This window comes from uncultured Nitrospira sp., assembly GCA_902500695.1.
Classification (GTDB): Bacteria; Nitrospirota; Nitrospiria; order Nitrospirales; family UBA8639; genus Nitrospira_E.
Window position 1 is genome coordinate 21258 of sequence record CABVRQ010000039.1, and the last position, 16134, is coordinate 37391.

13 protein-coding genes are annotated in these 16134 nt (G+C 47.2%); 9 read left to right on the forward strand and 4 right to left on the reverse strand.

Going from position 1 to position 16134, the window contains the following annotated elements; translation table 11 throughout:
• The first annotated feature begins 180 nt into the window (after window positions 1-180).
• The 6 genes from AAH187_RS11150 (at window position 181) to AAH187_RS11175 (ending at window position 8979) form a co-directional block, all read left to right on the forward strand.
• Window positions 181-1488, forward strand: a complete 1308-nt coding sequence (locus tag AAH187_RS11150) for a mechanosensitive ion channel family protein (protein ID WP_342348533.1) — start codon at window positions 181-183, stop codon at window positions 1486-1488.
• A gap of 1092 nt (window positions 1489-2580) precedes the next feature.
• Entirely contained in the window at window positions 2581-3012 is a 432-nt protein-coding gene (locus AAH187_RS11155) for a response regulator (protein WP_342348534.1), read from the forward strand.
• 208 nt (window positions 3013-3220) lie between these two features.
• The gene (locus tag AAH187_RS11160; RefSeq protein WP_342348535.1) at window positions 3221-4282 is read left to right on the forward strand and encodes a HAMP domain-containing sensor histidine kinase; all 1062 of its coding nucleotides are present in this window, start codon (window positions 3221-3223) and stop codon (window positions 4280-4282) included.
• Window positions 4269-6734 (forward strand): ATP-binding protein, encoded by a 2466-nt coding sequence (locus AAH187_RS11165; RefSeq protein ID WP_342348536.1) that lies wholly within the window; start codon window positions 4269-4271, stop codon window positions 6732-6734. Before AAH187_RS11160 ends, AAH187_RS11165 begins: the two co-directional genes overlap by 14 nt.
• Window positions 6731-7333, forward strand: coding sequence for a DUF3365 domain-containing protein (locus tag AAH187_RS11170; protein WP_342348537.1), 603 nt, complete (start codon window positions 6731-6733; stop codon window positions 7331-7333). The genes AAH187_RS11165 and AAH187_RS11170 overlap by 4 nt, the downstream gene beginning before the upstream one ends.
• Before the next feature lie 110 nt (window positions 7334-7443).
• Entirely contained in the window at window positions 7444-8979 is a 1536-nt protein-coding gene (locus AAH187_RS11175; protein WP_342348538.1) for a M20/M25/M40 family metallo-hydrolase, read from the forward strand.
• Between the two features lie 110 nt (window positions 8980-9089).
• On the opposite strand, the gene AAH187_RS11180 is transcribed toward AAH187_RS11175, so the two are convergent.
• The gene (locus AAH187_RS11180; RefSeq protein ID WP_342348539.1) at window positions 9090-9728 is read right to left on the reverse strand and encodes a YceI family protein; all 639 of its coding nucleotides are present in this window, start codon (window positions 9726-9728) and stop codon (window positions 9090-9092) included.
• A gap of 112 nt (window positions 9729-9840) precedes the next feature.
• Entirely contained in the window at window positions 9841-10497 is a 657-nt protein-coding gene (locus AAH187_RS11185; RefSeq protein WP_342348540.1) for a DsbA family protein, read from the reverse strand.
• Between the two features lie 666 nt (window positions 10498-11163).
• Here AAH187_RS11185 and AAH187_RS11190 point away from each other — a divergent pair.
• Both AAH187_RS11190 and AAH187_RS11195 read left to right on the forward strand, forming a co-directional pair.
• Entirely contained in the window at window positions 11164-11448 is a 285-nt protein-coding gene (locus AAH187_RS11190; protein WP_342348541.1) for a hypothetical protein, read from the forward strand.
• Window positions 11449-11828: 380 nt separating this feature from the next.
• The gene (locus AAH187_RS11195; RefSeq protein WP_342348542.1) at window positions 11829-11966 is read left to right on the forward strand and encodes a hypothetical protein; all 138 of its coding nucleotides are present in this window, start codon (window positions 11829-11831) and stop codon (window positions 11964-11966) included.
• 646 nt (window positions 11967-12612) lie between these two features.
• Here AAH187_RS11195 and AAH187_RS11200 read toward each other — a convergent pair.
• Both AAH187_RS11200 and AAH187_RS11205 read right to left on the reverse strand, forming a co-directional pair.
• On the reverse strand, window positions 12613-12942 hold the full coding sequence (locus AAH187_RS11200; protein WP_342348543.1) for a cupin domain-containing protein: 330 nt from the start codon (window positions 12940-12942) through the stop codon (window positions 12613-12615).
• A 340-nt stretch (window positions 12943-13282) separates the two neighbouring features.
• Entirely contained in the window at window positions 13283-14227 is a 945-nt protein-coding gene (locus AAH187_RS11205) for an OmpA family protein (protein WP_342348544.1), read from the reverse strand.
• A 1095-nt stretch (window positions 14228-15322) separates the two neighbouring features.
• Between AAH187_RS11205 and AAH187_RS11210 the strand changes: the two genes are divergently transcribed.
• Window positions 15323-15796, forward strand: a complete 474-nt coding sequence (locus AAH187_RS11210; RefSeq protein WP_342348545.1) for a response regulator — start codon at window positions 15323-15325, stop codon at window positions 15794-15796.
• The last annotated feature ends 338 nt before the right edge of the window (window positions 15797-16134 follow it).

The window sequence follows — 16134 nt, forward strand, 5'->3', positions numbered from 1 at the left end:
CCTAACACACTCCTTCAGACTGTCCATGAACGAGGATTCATTTCACACCATCTTGTGCCAGACACTTTTCTTCCTCTGGCTCAATCCCTCCATGTTGACGCCAACACGTCTTTCCGATTCCAGGATGAAATTGACCTTGCCGGATAATTCTTTTACCCTTGTCCCAGGAATGGTTACAACATGATGCATCGACATTCGTCGATCCATCCGACAAGGTCATTCACAGGGGTGAACGCGTTCATCCTGCCTTTTTCTGTAGACCTCTTTATCTACGACATTCATATCGTCAATCCTTTAACTGAAATCAGGAATTTTCGATTTATGCTTCAAGATTTTTGGCAAGAATTTCTTATCGTATGGCACATTGGGATTTTAGGTACCAGCTTGGGTGACATTTTCTTGGCCTTAAGCATCTTTCTGATGTTCTTGTTTGCCAGACGAATTGTGTATCGCTTTCTGTCACATATCTTCAAAAAGCTTGCGAGACGAACCCAAACGGATATGGATGACCGACTCCTGGACGCCATTGAGCGCCCCCTTGAATTTACCTTTGTCATTATCGGTCTCTATATTTCAGGACAGATCGTATCCTTGTCTCCCCCGTTAAATGCGGTCTTTGGACAAATCATCAGATCCCTGATTGCCTTTACGATTTTCTGGTCTATTTTTCGAATACTTGATCCGCTTTCCATCCTGCTAGATCGGTTCATCACGCTCTTCGGCAACCAAACCATGCATGAAACCATAAAAGGCTTTTTCGTCAAAGTTTCAAAATTCATCGTGGTCTGCTTAGGCGTGGCCGCCGTGTTTCAAGAATGGGGGTTCAATGTCGCCGCGGTCCTTGGCAGCTTGGGACTGGTCGGCATGGCGGTCGCCCTTGGGGCACAGGATTTCATTAAGAATATGTTTGCCGGACTCACTATTTTTATGGATCGGGTTTTTGAAAAGGGGAATTGGATTAAAACGCCTGACGTGGAAGGGACGGTGGAGGAAATCGGATTTCGGGCGACAAAAATCCGTCAATTCGACAAAGCTCTGGTCACCATTCCTAACTCCAAATTGGCCAATGAAGCATTGATCAACTACTCCCGGATGACGAACCGGAGAATTCATTGGATGATCGGCGTCGAATACCGTTCGACGACGGATCAAATCCGGAATATCCTTCATGCCCTTACAACCTATATTCACGAATGCGGAGACTTCGAAACTAATCCGGAACGCACCAAGACGTTTATCTTTTTGGATTCATTTGGCAATTCGAGCATCGACATTAAGCTGTATTGTTTCACTAAAACCACTGTGTGGGGAGAATGGCTGGAAGCGAAAGAACGATTAGCCTATAAAATTAAGGAAATTGTTGAAGGAGAGAAGGCCAGCTTTGCGTTTCCCTCGCGTTCACTCTATGTCGAAAATCTTCCACTCGGTACACCAGAATCTTTCACCCCACCGGGTTCCCCTTCGCCTCCTTCTTCATCGCCAACATAGTTTTCGTTTTTTTGTGATTGGATTCGCACAAACGGTCTGACTGAAAGAGTGTCGTGCTTTCCCCAGAGAAACGGCTCCTTGCTCGTCCGAGCAAGTCGAGAAATTACGTCATTTCCACTATTTCACACCTGAATGCCCTTGAGGACATCCTTCCTCATTCCCTTATACGCCTCCAGCCCAATTTTTCTTATTTTCCCTCTCCTCCGCACAATCAAAAAGTGGGTATATGGTCTTTGAACTGCCATACGATTTTTTCAGGAATCAAAAGGTAAAAACCGAACACATCATCAAGTAGGAAATTGAGCATGACACCTTGGGAATATGCATTCCAATGACATTCAAGCCCTGAGGGGGGAAGAACGCCATTGGAACATTTTCCATGTGTATTCGTAAGAATACGCCTTCTTTGTTTGTTTTTGAAGCATTTGATTCAAATACTATACGAGGACCTTCTCTCTCATAATCCTCAAGTGTTCTTCCACCGCCCTGTGTCTTTCGATGGGGACTCTACATCCGTTTCAACATGTCCGCCCATCTCTGATCTTGACGCTAGAATCGATTCCATCTTTTTCCAAAATTCGTCGTCTAGTTGAAAATTTCGTTGGTTGTGTTGACCCATTATTTTAACCATTGCCCGCAAAGGTATCAAACCCGGCAACACAGCAGTTATATTAAACATTGAGCCCCTTGATTCCTCATATTGGCATAGATGCCATGATGGGATTTAACCCAAGCTTTAAAACAAAAAGATGGGTTCAAGTATTTCAGTGCAGGCACCTGCACATTGCAAACACTTTCTAAAAATGCTAGTTCACTTTTGGCACCAGCAAGAAAAGGAGAATTATCTAAGCGGAAAACAGGACTATTCGCTGGGAGGCTTCAGGAAGAGTAGTGGGCACGCCAGGGAGATTTACCGTATAATCGCCCTTGACATTCCAAATATGCCCATTATTAAGGTCAAATTAACCCTTTCTCTTATTAGTTGATTACGATAAAATCGTTCATTCAGAAGAGATAAGAACATTCTTCTTTTCCCTTTGACCAATTAAAAATCCAATCAGGCTACTCACCTAACAACAAAGGAGAACAGTGATGGCGGAAACAACTGCAGCAATGTTTGGCGGACACAAAACCAACGGCCTCGTTCTGATAGTGGACGATGAACCCGATGTCCGAAAAGTTGTGCGGATGACTCTCGAAAAGGCCGGATATGACGTCATCGAGGCTGAGGATGGGGAAAAGGCTATTCAGGAAGTGCAGAAAGGCGAAAACCCCTTAATGTTGGACGTCATCATTTCCGATATTCGAATGCCAAAAATCAACGGCGTGGAAGCCATTAACTATTTTCAGCAACAATACCCGCGCGTTCCACTCATCGTACTCACGGGATTCCCGGACATGGAAATGGCCACGGGATTTCTTAAGCAAGGAATCGTGGATTATCTCGTCAAACCGGTTGAAAAGGAAAAATTAATTAAATCCGTGGCCACTGCCATGGAAAAACGAGATCTCAATCGCCTGTAATCTAACGGAACTGACTTTTCAGATTCCGAGGTTCTTCTCACGGGAGAATGGTTCCCCATGAAGAAGACTATGGTATATCGAGTAAGGCCCTATCCTCAGGATAGGGCTTTATACCATATGGACTTTGCAGTATGGAGAAACATCTCATGCTCCGCACTCGACCCTAGCCTCACCTCATCTTCTACTCCAACAATCAAGGAGGGATTTCATGTCAACCGTTGATCCTCCAATTACCGTTGCCATTCTCGGGGCCGGCAAGGGGGGAACGGCCATGTTGGAATCCTTTCTTAATTTACCCCATATCCGTCTATTGGGCATTGCCGACACCAATCCTCACGCCTTGGGCTTTCAACTTGCCAGACTTCACAATATCCCGACAGTCTCTCACCCCCTGAAGCTTATTCAGGAAGACAAGTTGAATTTGATCATCGACGTGACCGGGGATCCCATTCTTCCATCATACATTACGGAGCACAAACACAGCGGGGCGGAAGTACTTGGAGGGACCGCAGCCAAAGTTCTCTCAGAGTTGATCCAACATCAAACCTTTATCCAAGCACAACTGTTTCATTCGGAAAAACTGGCCAGCATGGGAACGTTTGCCTCAGGGATTGCCCATGACATTAATAACCCGCTGTATGTCATTTTGGCGATGGCCGAAGAAATTCAAGAGGAAAAGAATCTCGATCGCATTCGACAACATGCCGGCAGCATCCATGAAGCGGCGCAACGTATTCAAGCCATCTCACGAAATATCACTGACTATGTTCGCACATCCAGTCATCAGGAACTCGAACGAATCGACCTCCATGCGAGACTGGATGAAGCCTTAAGCATTTCCAGGTTTGCAACAAAATTTCGAGAAATTACGGTTCAAAAACATTACCAAAACGGCTTGACTGTCCAGGCGAAACCCGAAGAAATGCTCCAGGTATTCATCAATCTGATTACCAATGCCATTCATGCCATGGAAGAAAAAGGCAGCCTCACCATTACCACCTCGCACAGCAATGGAACAGTTCAGATTGCTATCAGCGATACAGGCTGTGGTATTTCCTCCGAACACCTCAAAAAAATTTTCAATCCCTTCTTCTCAACCAAACCTAAGGGCCAAGGGACGGGCCTCGGACTCTATAACGTCAAAACGATCGTCAACAAGTATCATGGCGAGCTTCAAGTCGAAAGCGAACAGGGGAAAGGCACCACATTCCGATTGTCCTTCCCCGTCATTTCTCCTGCGGAAGATATGGTGTCTCGTGAAAAGCCCTGAACCCGTCAAAAGGAAAAAAGGGCTGACCAAAAAGCTGGTCTTGTCCATGCTGCTGGTCGGCGCCCTCCCGTTGGTCATCGGACTCTTGCTGGCTTTCTACCAGGGCACCCAGGAAATTCAGGAGGTCAATGGATCCAGCTTTGAAGCCCTCGCAATCGAAACGGCCAGAAAGCTTGATCTGGTCATGGCTGATGAACTCGCCCGCACCGCCTTACTGACCACTAATGTCAAAATCATTGAACAACTCGAACGCACTCGCGATGCCCTCAGTGAGTTGAATCCCCAAGAACTGGCTCTCACCCTCAAACAAGAACAGGAAGCTTGGAACGACAAGGAGGCGAACATCATTCAAAAAATTCTGAAAGGACCATTTGCCGAGGTCCTGCAAGAACATGTGGGGGGAACCTTTATGGACCCGGGGCATCCCATTCCGGTGATTACCCGATCTGCCACACGTGGCTTATTTATCACCGATCGCGCAGGCCGGGTCGTCGCAAGCCTGGATTCCGATGTTCCCTATCTCCATCAAGAAGAAGCATGGTGGAAAGGCGCATTCCACAATGGGGTCGGTCAACCGTATATCGGCCAAGTCGCGTTTGATTCACTTCGGGGAGTTTATACTTTTACTCTCGCGCTCCCCATCATGGATAGTTTGCGATATGAAGCCATCGGCGTCCTGCTCCGTATTTATGACGCCAAGGAATTCTTTGCCCCTTCCATCGACATTATTCGATTTGGCAAAACCGGTCATGTCATGCTCATTGACAGCCGTGGCATCGTCTTGAGCTGCCCGATCCTTCCAACCGGCACCTCCATTAGTGACACCAGGCTTATTCCCCTCGTCACCCCGCTACGGGCTGGATGGACTCCAGCCCCAAGCGATGGGCATGGGGGCACTGCATCTTCCATCATTGGATTCGCTCCCTTGAGCAATACTCGTCAAATTACTCAAGTATCCACCGGCCAGACCTGGCATATGTTTGTTTGGCAATCTTCCGAGGAAGTCTTTGCCCCTATAGAGCATTTTTTTAAATGGACAGCGACTTTTGGGTTACTGGGTGTCGCCTTGCTCGTCACCTTGGGATATATCGCGGCCAATCGAATTGCCGCACCTATTCGTCTCCTTCAGGAAGCTGCCCAACAAATCGGCAGAGGGGAATATCGCGAGCCCATTACCTTATCCACTGGAGATGAAATTGAGGAATTGGCCGATGAAGTCAATCGCATGAACCAACAACTGGCTTCACAGTTCGCCGGATTGGAAAGCCAGGTTGAGTTGAAAACCCAGGAAGTGAAATACCTTGAGGAGTCGACCATTAAAATTTTGGATAATGTGCCTGACCCGGTCCTCATGGTCGGCCCGGACGAACAAATTGAATATTTGAACAACGCCTCGAAAGAAGCCTTTGCCGTTACCAACGGCGACCTCATCGGCACCCCACTGTTTCAAATTTTCTCCTTGGATCCCGCGACACGAGACCGGCTCAAACAAGAAATGCAGGCTGTCCAGGTTATGGAACCTCCATCTTCAGACAACACGAAGACCAAAGCGTCCAACACCTCGTTGCAAGATCCCCTGGTTCCCACGAATTGGGCCCAATCAGGCACCAATCGCCAGGAAATTCGAATCAATCAGCGAACCTTCCGGTACCGTTGGTTTGGTGTCCAGGCCCGCCCGGGAAGGGGGCCGAGTGCCGGATTGGTTTTACGAGATACGACGGAAGAAAGTATCCTTCAGGACCGGGTCATCCAAGGGGAAAAATTGGCTAGTTTGGGCGTTCTCAGTGCCGGGATTGGACATGAACTCAATAATCCTTTGGTCGGAGTCATTGGATTAGGCGAAGCGATACAAGAAGAGACCAATCCCGAGCAGATCAAAGAATACGCCAGGGGCATCGTTCAACATGGAAAACGTATGGCTTCCGTCGTCCGAGATTTTACCGGTCAATCCGGAAAAAAATTGACTGAAGGACAAACGCTCATCAACCTCAATGAACTGTTGGAACAATCTCTGACCACGGTCAAGAATCTCTTCCCATCAGTTACGGTTGATATTCAGACACACATGGGGCCCATTCCCCCCATTCAAGGAAAAGCCTTGGAACTCGGGCAAGCCTTTACCAACATCATCACCAATGCTTTTCAATCGATGAAACAAGGTGGGAAGCTAGACCTTTCGACGGAAACGTCAGGACACGAACTAGAAATCCGCATTCAAGACACAGGCACCGGTATCCCCCCAACTCATCTGCCAAGAGTCTTTGATCCTTTTTTTACCACAAAGGGACAGGGAGAAGGATCGGGCCTTGGACTCACCGTTGCCTACCGGATTATCAATAAATTAGGCGGACACATTCGAATGGAAAGTGAAGAGAGCCGGGGTACGACCTGCTACATTACCTTACCCGTCTCGAATGCCCACCTGGCAAAGGAAAGGAGTTCGACGTCATGACAAACGTACGAAGTAGCAGGACCGGCTTATCGATGTTTTTTCTTTCAACCCTCCTCATTGGAATATTCCCTTCATCATCTTTACAAGCAGGTGAATCCAATGCCATGAAAAATCTGTCACCCGAGAAAGTGGCAGACTTTATCCATGCCATCGTGGAGGCGGACCGCCATGTCTACACGACGCATATCGTGAAGAGAATGCAGGAGCAAGACGTCGTGATGGCGCGAGAAGATTGGGAAAACAAAAATGCCATTCCCCTTCCTGCACAGTTCCTCCATATTTCCAGTAAATTAGTCGCAGAATCAGGTCACGGCATTCGATTTCGTTTAATTAGTCTGTGGCCAATATATCGAAGAAATGGCCCTGCAACGGATTTCGAACGAAAAGCCTTGGAACAACTTTCGCTAAATTCCGATACACCTCAACGTGGAATTGTTTCGACCGGAAAAAAACGCTTATTTCAGGCCATTTATGCCGACAAAGCGATTAACGATACCTGCACGACGTGCCATAATGCTCACCCCTTAAGTCCCAAGCGTAACTTCAGCAAGGGCGACGTCATGGGGGCAATTGTCATCACCATTCCTTTAGAAGATTAACGTCGGGCACACATGCAGCAACAGGCTCCATTTTTCACACATCCGTTTGTACGGAACCCCTTTTACACGTATTGCGTCGTCTCCTGTTATTTCCGGGGATAGGTAGGAATTTGTTACGATTTCTCATTGTCCAAATTCTGATTGGACTAGCCCTTACGGCTCCGGCTTCGAGTTTTGACAATCAATCTTCCTCTTCTCCATCCATTCCCATGGATATTGGGAATATCATCCAGGACATTCGCCAACTGAGCCATCCATCGTATAAGGGTCGGCAGGCCGGCACGGATGGTAGCTTGCAGTCGGCCAACTATCTGGTCGATCGATTCCGCTCTCTCGGCTTACAGACAGGCAACCACTTTCCCAAACAAGAACAGAATTTTAGCTGGTTACAACAACGGTCACTGACAGCGGTTCAAGTGCTTAAGCCGGCGACAATCACCCTTTCTCTGTTTGACCCGGGCCAATCATCCATGACGATATCACTTGTCCCAGGGGAAGAATTTCTTCCGATCTTGGATTCTCCCTCCACCAGAACCACAGCCAGAGTCGTCTTTGTGGGATACGGCATTGTTGACCCTGCCCACGGAATAGATGAGTACCAGGGAATGACTGTCGACAATCGCATCGTGCTATTTCTCCGAGGGAAACCCCCTTCCTACCTCGGGTGGGTTACGCATGAAGAAAAAGCGGCAATCGCCAAAGAAAGAGGAGCGGTAGGCTATTTAACGGCAACCGGCCCACTGCTTGGTCATTATGAAGCCCGAAAAGGTCTGGGACAGGGTCCTCTAGCCATCTACGGAGAGAAACCCGATAACCGCCCCATCCCTGGGGCATGGATACATGGAAAAATTCTTGACCAGGCCTTGAACGTCGCGAATGCCTCACTTGAAGCCCTGCAACAAGCCGCCAACGATATCGGGACATTTCATAGCAGACCCCTCCCGCTTCTGGCGCAGTTCAGCTGGGAAAGCCACAGTCAACCCGGAACGCTGACCAATGTCATCGGCATCATACCGGGTCGCGATCAGGAACTACGCAGGGAACTCATTCTCATCGGTGCGCATCGCGACCACTTTGGTCAACAAGCCGGTTTGTTTTTTCCTGGAGCCGATGACAATGCATCCGGAACAGCCGTGATGTTGGAATTGGCCAGAATGCTCTCCCAAAGCACCAACCCGCTTAAACGGACCATCCTCTTCGTGTCTTTTGACGGAGAAGAACGAGGCTTATTGGGATCGACGCTCTATGTCAGCCATCCGGTCTTTCCATTGAAGCAAACGGTTGCCATGATCAATCTTGATCATCTGGGAGCGGGGGATGGGAAACTGACGGTTGGAGTCACTCGAATGGATAAGACGCTGGCTCAGCAAGCAGCCAACCAGGCGGGATTACACGACAATATTCAATTGTATGGATATTTCCCCGGGGGAGATCATGTCCCATTTTTTGAGGCGGGGGTGCCGACCGTCACAGTCGTCAGCAGCGGCAGACACCCCCATTTCCATCAACCGTCTGATACCCTAGAGTCCATTCAACCTGAAAACTTGACAATCGCTGCCAAATTTCTCTTCTCACTAATTGCCCTGTTAGCCGACAATCCTCAAACAGCCTGTCATTCTAAGCTCACCGCGAAGGAACTGTGTTAGGGTAAAGGTATCTAGACTTTGCCAAACCCTCCCTTCCTTCACTACCAAAATTTCCTCAGCAATTCTTACAGGGAGAATGTAGATTTTTACCACACATTTCCATCAGTCCTTTATCCTTTTTCTTGTTTCACTTTTTCGACGGTCTTTTCTTTGATCGCTTCAATTTCCAAAATGATTTTAACCTCATCACCCACGAGCATTCCCCCACTATCCAATAATTTGCTGAATTTCATGCCGAAATCCTTTCGGTTCACCGTGCCGGCAGCAGTGAAACCAGCCCGTGTATTGCCCCAAGGATCCTGCGCGACCCCATTAAACGTTCCAACTAACGTAATCTCCTTGGTGACTCCCAATAAAGTCAACTCTCCGATGGCGGTGTAGTCATCTCCTGTTTTTTTATAACTTTTCATGGTATAGGTCATGGTCGGGAACTTCTCGACATCAAAAAAGTCCGGGCTTCGTAAATGCTCATCCCGTTTCTGATGGTCGGTCGTGACCGAGGCGGTTTGGATGACCGCTTCAATGGTTTTAAATTCTTTGGCCTCCGGATCCATCTCCACGATTCCTGAATACTCCGTAAATTTGCCATTGGTTTTAGATACCACCATATGGGCAACTTGAAATCCAACCCTGGAATGGTCATGATCCAGTTTCCATTTAGCCATTTCAGCAATTGAAGCCGTGGCAAACCCAAAACCCACAATCAGCACCGTTCCGATCCCAAAACACACGTTCGAAACCTTCCGCATCACATAACCTCCTGTGAAAATTGAAGACATACCCGTTGTATGGTCTTCGTTCGTTAATAAACAAAAGCCCATGATCTAAGGATCATCCATCACCCTATTCTCAGACAATGATCTATTCGCTCAACGAACGATAGGAAACAGAAGATGGCCCATCCACCCATTCATCAATAATGGGAACCAACACTCCTGTAGGTTGATATCCCTGGGTCAATCTTATGTGGTCATTACCATTTTGACCAAGCAGCGATGGAAAACTATTCACTCCCAATTGGCGAGCCCGATCAAACTCATGCCAGACCAATTCTTTAATCGCAGAATCATGAAACCCTTTCAGAAATCTGTCCCGGTCAATACCTTCCCTACTGGCAAGATCCGCCAAAATCTCTTCATGTGTAACATCCATGTGCTGCACGTAAAATGCTTCCTGCACAGAACTCAAAAACCCAAACTCCCTATCCTGAGCCAATTGTCGAACGACTATCATCGCGCGTGATGATGGTTCGGTGTCATAGGTGAACGAAGGCTCCGGATGAAAATCGAAGTTGAATGGCTGACCGGTTCTTTCGTGCACCGCATGCCAATGGCTGAGAATATAGGCACGCCTCCGCTCATCAAATGGTTCAATATTGCCGGGTCGCAAACCTCCCAATAATACCTTGATCCTGACGTGATCTCGATATCGCCGAACGATCTCCTCAATAACCGGGGAAAATCCCCAGCACCACGAACACATAGGGTCGACCACATAGATGAGCGATTTCGCCATCATATCCTTCACTCAACTCCCTCAGTGACCTGCCAAAAAATAGCCAACGATTCAAGAACCATAGATAAAAAACACCCTACCTTAAAACAACCGGTGCATGTATCTTATCAATTTCGCCTCAACGTTTCCTCTAAATCTCCTGTTCCTTCATGTGGGCCTGAAACAACAACTGTCAACTCCCCCTCTCAACATATTCCAGCACGCTGTCATTGGGTCCTGTAAAAATCCAGCATCCGTGCGCCATAATAGCCAATTTTTTAGACTTTAAAAACTAATGGATCATCATAGGGTTCTTATTTGGGAGACTCTAGGCTAGGATCACATCACCAACCGTTAACGAACCTCAACAAAGAGACTTCACTCTGGACTATCCTGAAGGAGACGGGCACAGCCACGGGAGAACCATTCTTTGAAGCGCTTGTGGAAAACCTGGCCAAAGCCCTGCACACCGATGCCGTCTAGGTCACGAAATATTCTCCTGATTCACGACGATCGAAAGCCCTGGCCTTTTATTTAGATGGAACGTTCCTCAAATATTGGAAAATGGAGATTGCCGGTACCCCATGTGAGCACGTAATCGAGCAAACCTGACTCATTCACTTTCCAAACAACTTATTAAATCTCTTTCCAATTGATCTGGGTATCCCCGGCATCAAGGCAGCCAGCTCTATGAGTCTCCTGCTTATCGATTCGGTCAGAGATATTTTTGGATATCTGGCGGTCATGGATATCAGATCCATGTCGGCGGAACCGCGGGTGCAGACGATTTTTCGATTCTTTGCATCAAGAGCGAGCGCCGAACTCCAGCGCCTCCAAGCAGAATCCGCTACACGTGAACGCGAACAAAAGTTGCGGCGACTTGTAGCCCGTGCAATGGAAGCCATTTTTGAATTAGATGAAGATCTTCGAGTAACCCGAATTAATCCGGCTGCAGAGAAGGTGCTTCGTTGTTAAGCACCCCATTTATTTGGTAAGAATTTCTCCCACTCTTTTTCCCAAAAGGACCCTGCGAAATTACGGATTCTTACCCAAGATCTCAACACCAAACCTGCAGATCAACAATCTCTCTGGATTTCAGGTGTTTTCAAGACCCCCCGCCCAGCCGAGACGCTCCCGAAATTGACGCAACATTCATCAGGTTTCGGCATCGTAACTCATTTCGCGCCGGTGGCCATTTCGGTGAATACAGAATGGACTAACTGACTATAGGCGTAGGCTTTCTGGGAATCTTTGGCATCTCCAACACCATGGCTAGTCAAGCATAGGTTCCAGTCTGATAGGCCCTCGCCATTAATACGTTTCTGTTGGGGGTTTTTGCCGTCCAGCAGAGCATCATGGCCCGGCAGTCCTTTAAACAATGGTGGACACAATCTATTCCCAAACCCATTGTGCGTAGTACCTATGTGCTCTGGACCAACATGCCACTAGCTCTCCTGGTTTATCCCTGGCAACCCATGGGAGGCAAGATTTGACACATTCAAGACCCAGTCAGACAGGGCCTGAAGTACTGCCTCTTTGCAGCAGGTTAGGGATTGGTTCTTATGGCCACTTTCCTCATCAACCATTTTGATTTGTCACGCATGCGGCAGGCCTGGCTCTCTCTGCGAAAACAAGAACACACACCATCACCGTTCAAGACCACGATCCTGTATCAGTAGGTACGGCATCCTCTATATATCGGTTGGCTCTTGGCCTTCTGGGCGACCCCTGACGATAACGGTTGTCCATCTGGTCTTTGCAGTGACGACAACCATCTATCCTGATGGCCATTCAATGGGGACCCAAAAATAGGGTGTCTCCTCATGGGGAAGAAAGACTATCAAGGGCAAATACCCATGTTCATTCCCCGCTTTTTCAGAGCGTGCCTCATGAGTAAGACACAAGCTGCAAAGACATTGTCTACAGGAAGGCCTGAAGAACAAAATCCGCTTCGTGGGAAAAACACGCAACGACGGTTTTATCTTTCTGACAGAGAAGGGAAAACAACCATGCGCACATTATAAGCCGATATATTCCTGAATCCTTCCCATGAAGGTAGCTGGATGAAAAAGATTGGATGGTCTGGAGTGGTGTTTTTTGAGATCAAAGGATTATTCTCCTTGTCTCCACTTTTATTTTCTATGCCTCATTCCAAAATACTGCAAGCCAAATTGTGTTTTGTTGTGGATCGGTCCATTCCACACGATGTCTGGTATGCGCGGGAAGATCAAGAGTATCTCCAGGACCAAGCATCATTTCAGGTTGTCCCTCAATTTTGATGGTGGCTTTTCCTGTCAGCACCACGACCCATTCATGCTCTGCCTGATCGTACCAATAGTCTGGAGGAGACGCCTGGCCCCGTGACACAATCCGTTCAATTCGTACCGAACGATCCCTCAATAATTTACTTGTCAATTCGTGGTCCAGGTGTTCAGGAATATTAGCGAACAGATTTTGACATAATCCCATCTCCTTCACCTCTTAGCAAATTATACCTATCTATAGGGCTACTTGGTTTATCGCATTCTCTTTTTTAGAACTGGTTGACTTCCATGGGCGCATCGAACAAAGCTTTGACGATGGTGGAAAAATTTGGAGTAGACATCTCTGGTGGGAAAAATCGAAGGATCTACGGCTGGGCACTTAAGATTTAAAGGACCAAGTAGAAGAATCAGAGGGACGACCGATAATTCAAAAGGCCGCAATTAAGGAACTGCCCCGACAGACTTCCCAGGAGGAATGGATCCCTCTTTTCTCCATTCAAGACGCTCCTCCAAGAAACGCCTCAGGCCCAATTGAGATAAACCTCTTACTGCACGACAAAATGACCGCGCCGGTTTTCTTGCCAGCACACTTCATTTTGGTCGGTGCAAAATGGCTTCTCTTTTCCATAACTCACAACCTGAAGGTTCTCACTAGGGACGCCCAAATCAACTAAATATTCCCTCACTGCATTTGCTCTTCGCTCACCAAGCACCATATTGTAACTTTCCGTGCCACGCTGATCACAATGCCCTTCGATCACAATCTTGTTATTCGACAAACCCGAAGCCAACGTTTGGGCATTGTCTAGCAGAACTGAAATCGCATCTTTCCGAATAGAAAATCGGTCATAATCGAAATAAATATCTCCCAGAGATTTGAGAAGATCTTCAGTCTTCTTTCCAATCACTTCGGGCAGTTCTGGGGCCTGCTGAGTCGATTTGACCGACTCGGGCTCCACCCGAGCGATCAATTGTTCCTGGGGAGACGCGTCTCCACGAATTGTCGGACGTGCCGGTGTTTCCGGTTCAAACGAAATCGGCGGAACTCCAACCCCCTGTGATGATTCTTGAGGAGAAATTTGGCTTGGTGGGGTAGCTATAGGAGATGGAGGAACCACGGATTCAGCTACCAGGGGAGCTTCAAGAGCAGCAGGGGCAACCGGTTCAACGACTGTGGTTCGAGGAGTGGCAAAAATATCAGCAGGAGCCGAAGGACGAATAACCGGACGGGCAGGCTCTTCAACGGGAATTTCCATAGCCGGAATCCTAGTGATTTTTTCAGCTTGTACGGGTGGCTGAAGAACTGGCTCAGCCTGCGACGTCGCAGGTTCAAGCTTTACCACTTGAGACTTGGCTGGAGGTTCAGTCACACTTATAACTGTCGTTTGTAATTTTGAACTACACCCCCCCATTATCGCAACCAGGAATCCGCCCAGTAGGCCAAATTTCCCTACTCTCCTTACATTCGAATAAGACAGTACTTCGATCATGTTTCACCTCCACTATTTCTTTTCTTAACTGACGGACGCATCCGCATAGATCCCATCCAATATAATTTCTCTTTCCGCTCTACAAAAATTTCTTCAGCAATAACAATGGCATTCTCCATTGCGAACTTATCTCAAAACTGTATGCAGTCCCTTCTAATGATGTCAAGAACTCTGATTTGGGATCTTGAATTCTACTCCTGATTTGTCCCTTAAGAATCCCTTTTTTTGATAGGATCCAGGTCACGGGTGATATGGACAAAACTACATGAAATCCCTGCATGAAACAACCGCTATTCCTGGTTTTTGCACTTCCAACAGGCAAGCCTGGCCCTCTCGAACATCCATATTTGTGACTTCCTAGTAGGCTGATGTCTCCCCCAACATAGATATTTATTTTCAACCAGCACCAGGATACCCATCGTGACCCAAAGTCACTTCCGTCTGGATTTTTTCAGATAAGAGCATTCCCCTATCATTTGGTTACACGGACCGGCACGAGCAGGACCACAGACCCGATAGCTCCGTTTGTTCCGAATGTTCCTCAAGACAGTCACCAACTGTGATTCTCAGAAATGGCAGTCCAGACCTTCTCCCTTAAGCAAAAGCCGCCTCGTCAAATACTTTCCCAAGTTAATCGATAAACACCGTCCGTCCATTTGACTCATGAAGGAAGTCCGCTCGGTGCTGTAGGGTTTCACCTGCATGACTTATAGCTAATCTTTTGTCTACACAATTCGTAACCAGTTGAAATTAAATATTTTTTCAAAACAATATTTCTTGGAACACCCCTTGCATTTACATCAATCAACTATTACTACTCGTCATTTTTTGGGGGGAAGCATTTTTTCAAACATATTAATTTTACTGCCTAATGGCGTGGAGAATGAATCAATTCGAATGTCCCACTAGTAAAGCTTAAACATGGCAACACTGGAATTGAGCGCCACGATATGAGCCTCGGCGGAGGGACTGGTTTCAGGGGAACTACGATTTCGACCGCACCCGAAGTCTGGTCTCCTCATCAGCCACCTTCTCAAAAGTCCCTCCGCCTCCTTTTAAGAGAAACCTTTACGACACGAATAAATGTAAAGCATCATGAAAATTTTAGGCGTCTATCACCATTCACCAAAATCCGATCCTCCCAAGATTCCCATCAAAGACCGGATCTTGTTAGTTGACGATGATCGACATCATCGAACCTGCCTGAAAGAATTTCTAGAACTTCGAGGGTATGTGTGTTCAGAAGCAGGAAATGGTGTGGAAGGGCTTGAAATTTTGCAGAAGGAGTCGGTCTCCATCATCATTACCGACAACAATATGCCACAGATGGATGGACTGGATTTCATTGAACAAGTCAATCATAAATATTCGCAGGAAATTCTCTCGATTTTCCTGATTACTGCAGAATTATCCCACATTGTCCGTCTTCGCGCATTTAAAAACGGGGTAAACCGAGTCTTTGAAAAGCCTCTGGATTTTCAAGAGCTCTGTGATGCCGTAGACTGGGTCACAAAATTTGACATTCATCAATCGACCACAAACAAATACTCATCCGCAAGATACCTCTAAGAGTCTTCGCTCCCTAAAGTTAACTATTTTCGGTCTGATGAAGTCTTGGTTCCTGGGATCCACCTCGAAAAATGCGCCAGAGCTTCGTCACAATCATCATTAACCGCAATGGGATAATCGGTGAGTAACAACTCTAGATTCGTATCGGTCCCCCGATACGAAATAATGGTTTTACTCTTCCACTCATACGCTACCGCACAGAAGTAGGCAGCTTGGGCTATTCCTTCGGGATCATCGGCATCAATATCAACTGTTGCAGTACCGATTTGAGATCCTATTCCACCCTACCCAGCAATCGCCGGATTGCAACCTCGGTTACAGGCGTCCATGGCCAGAAT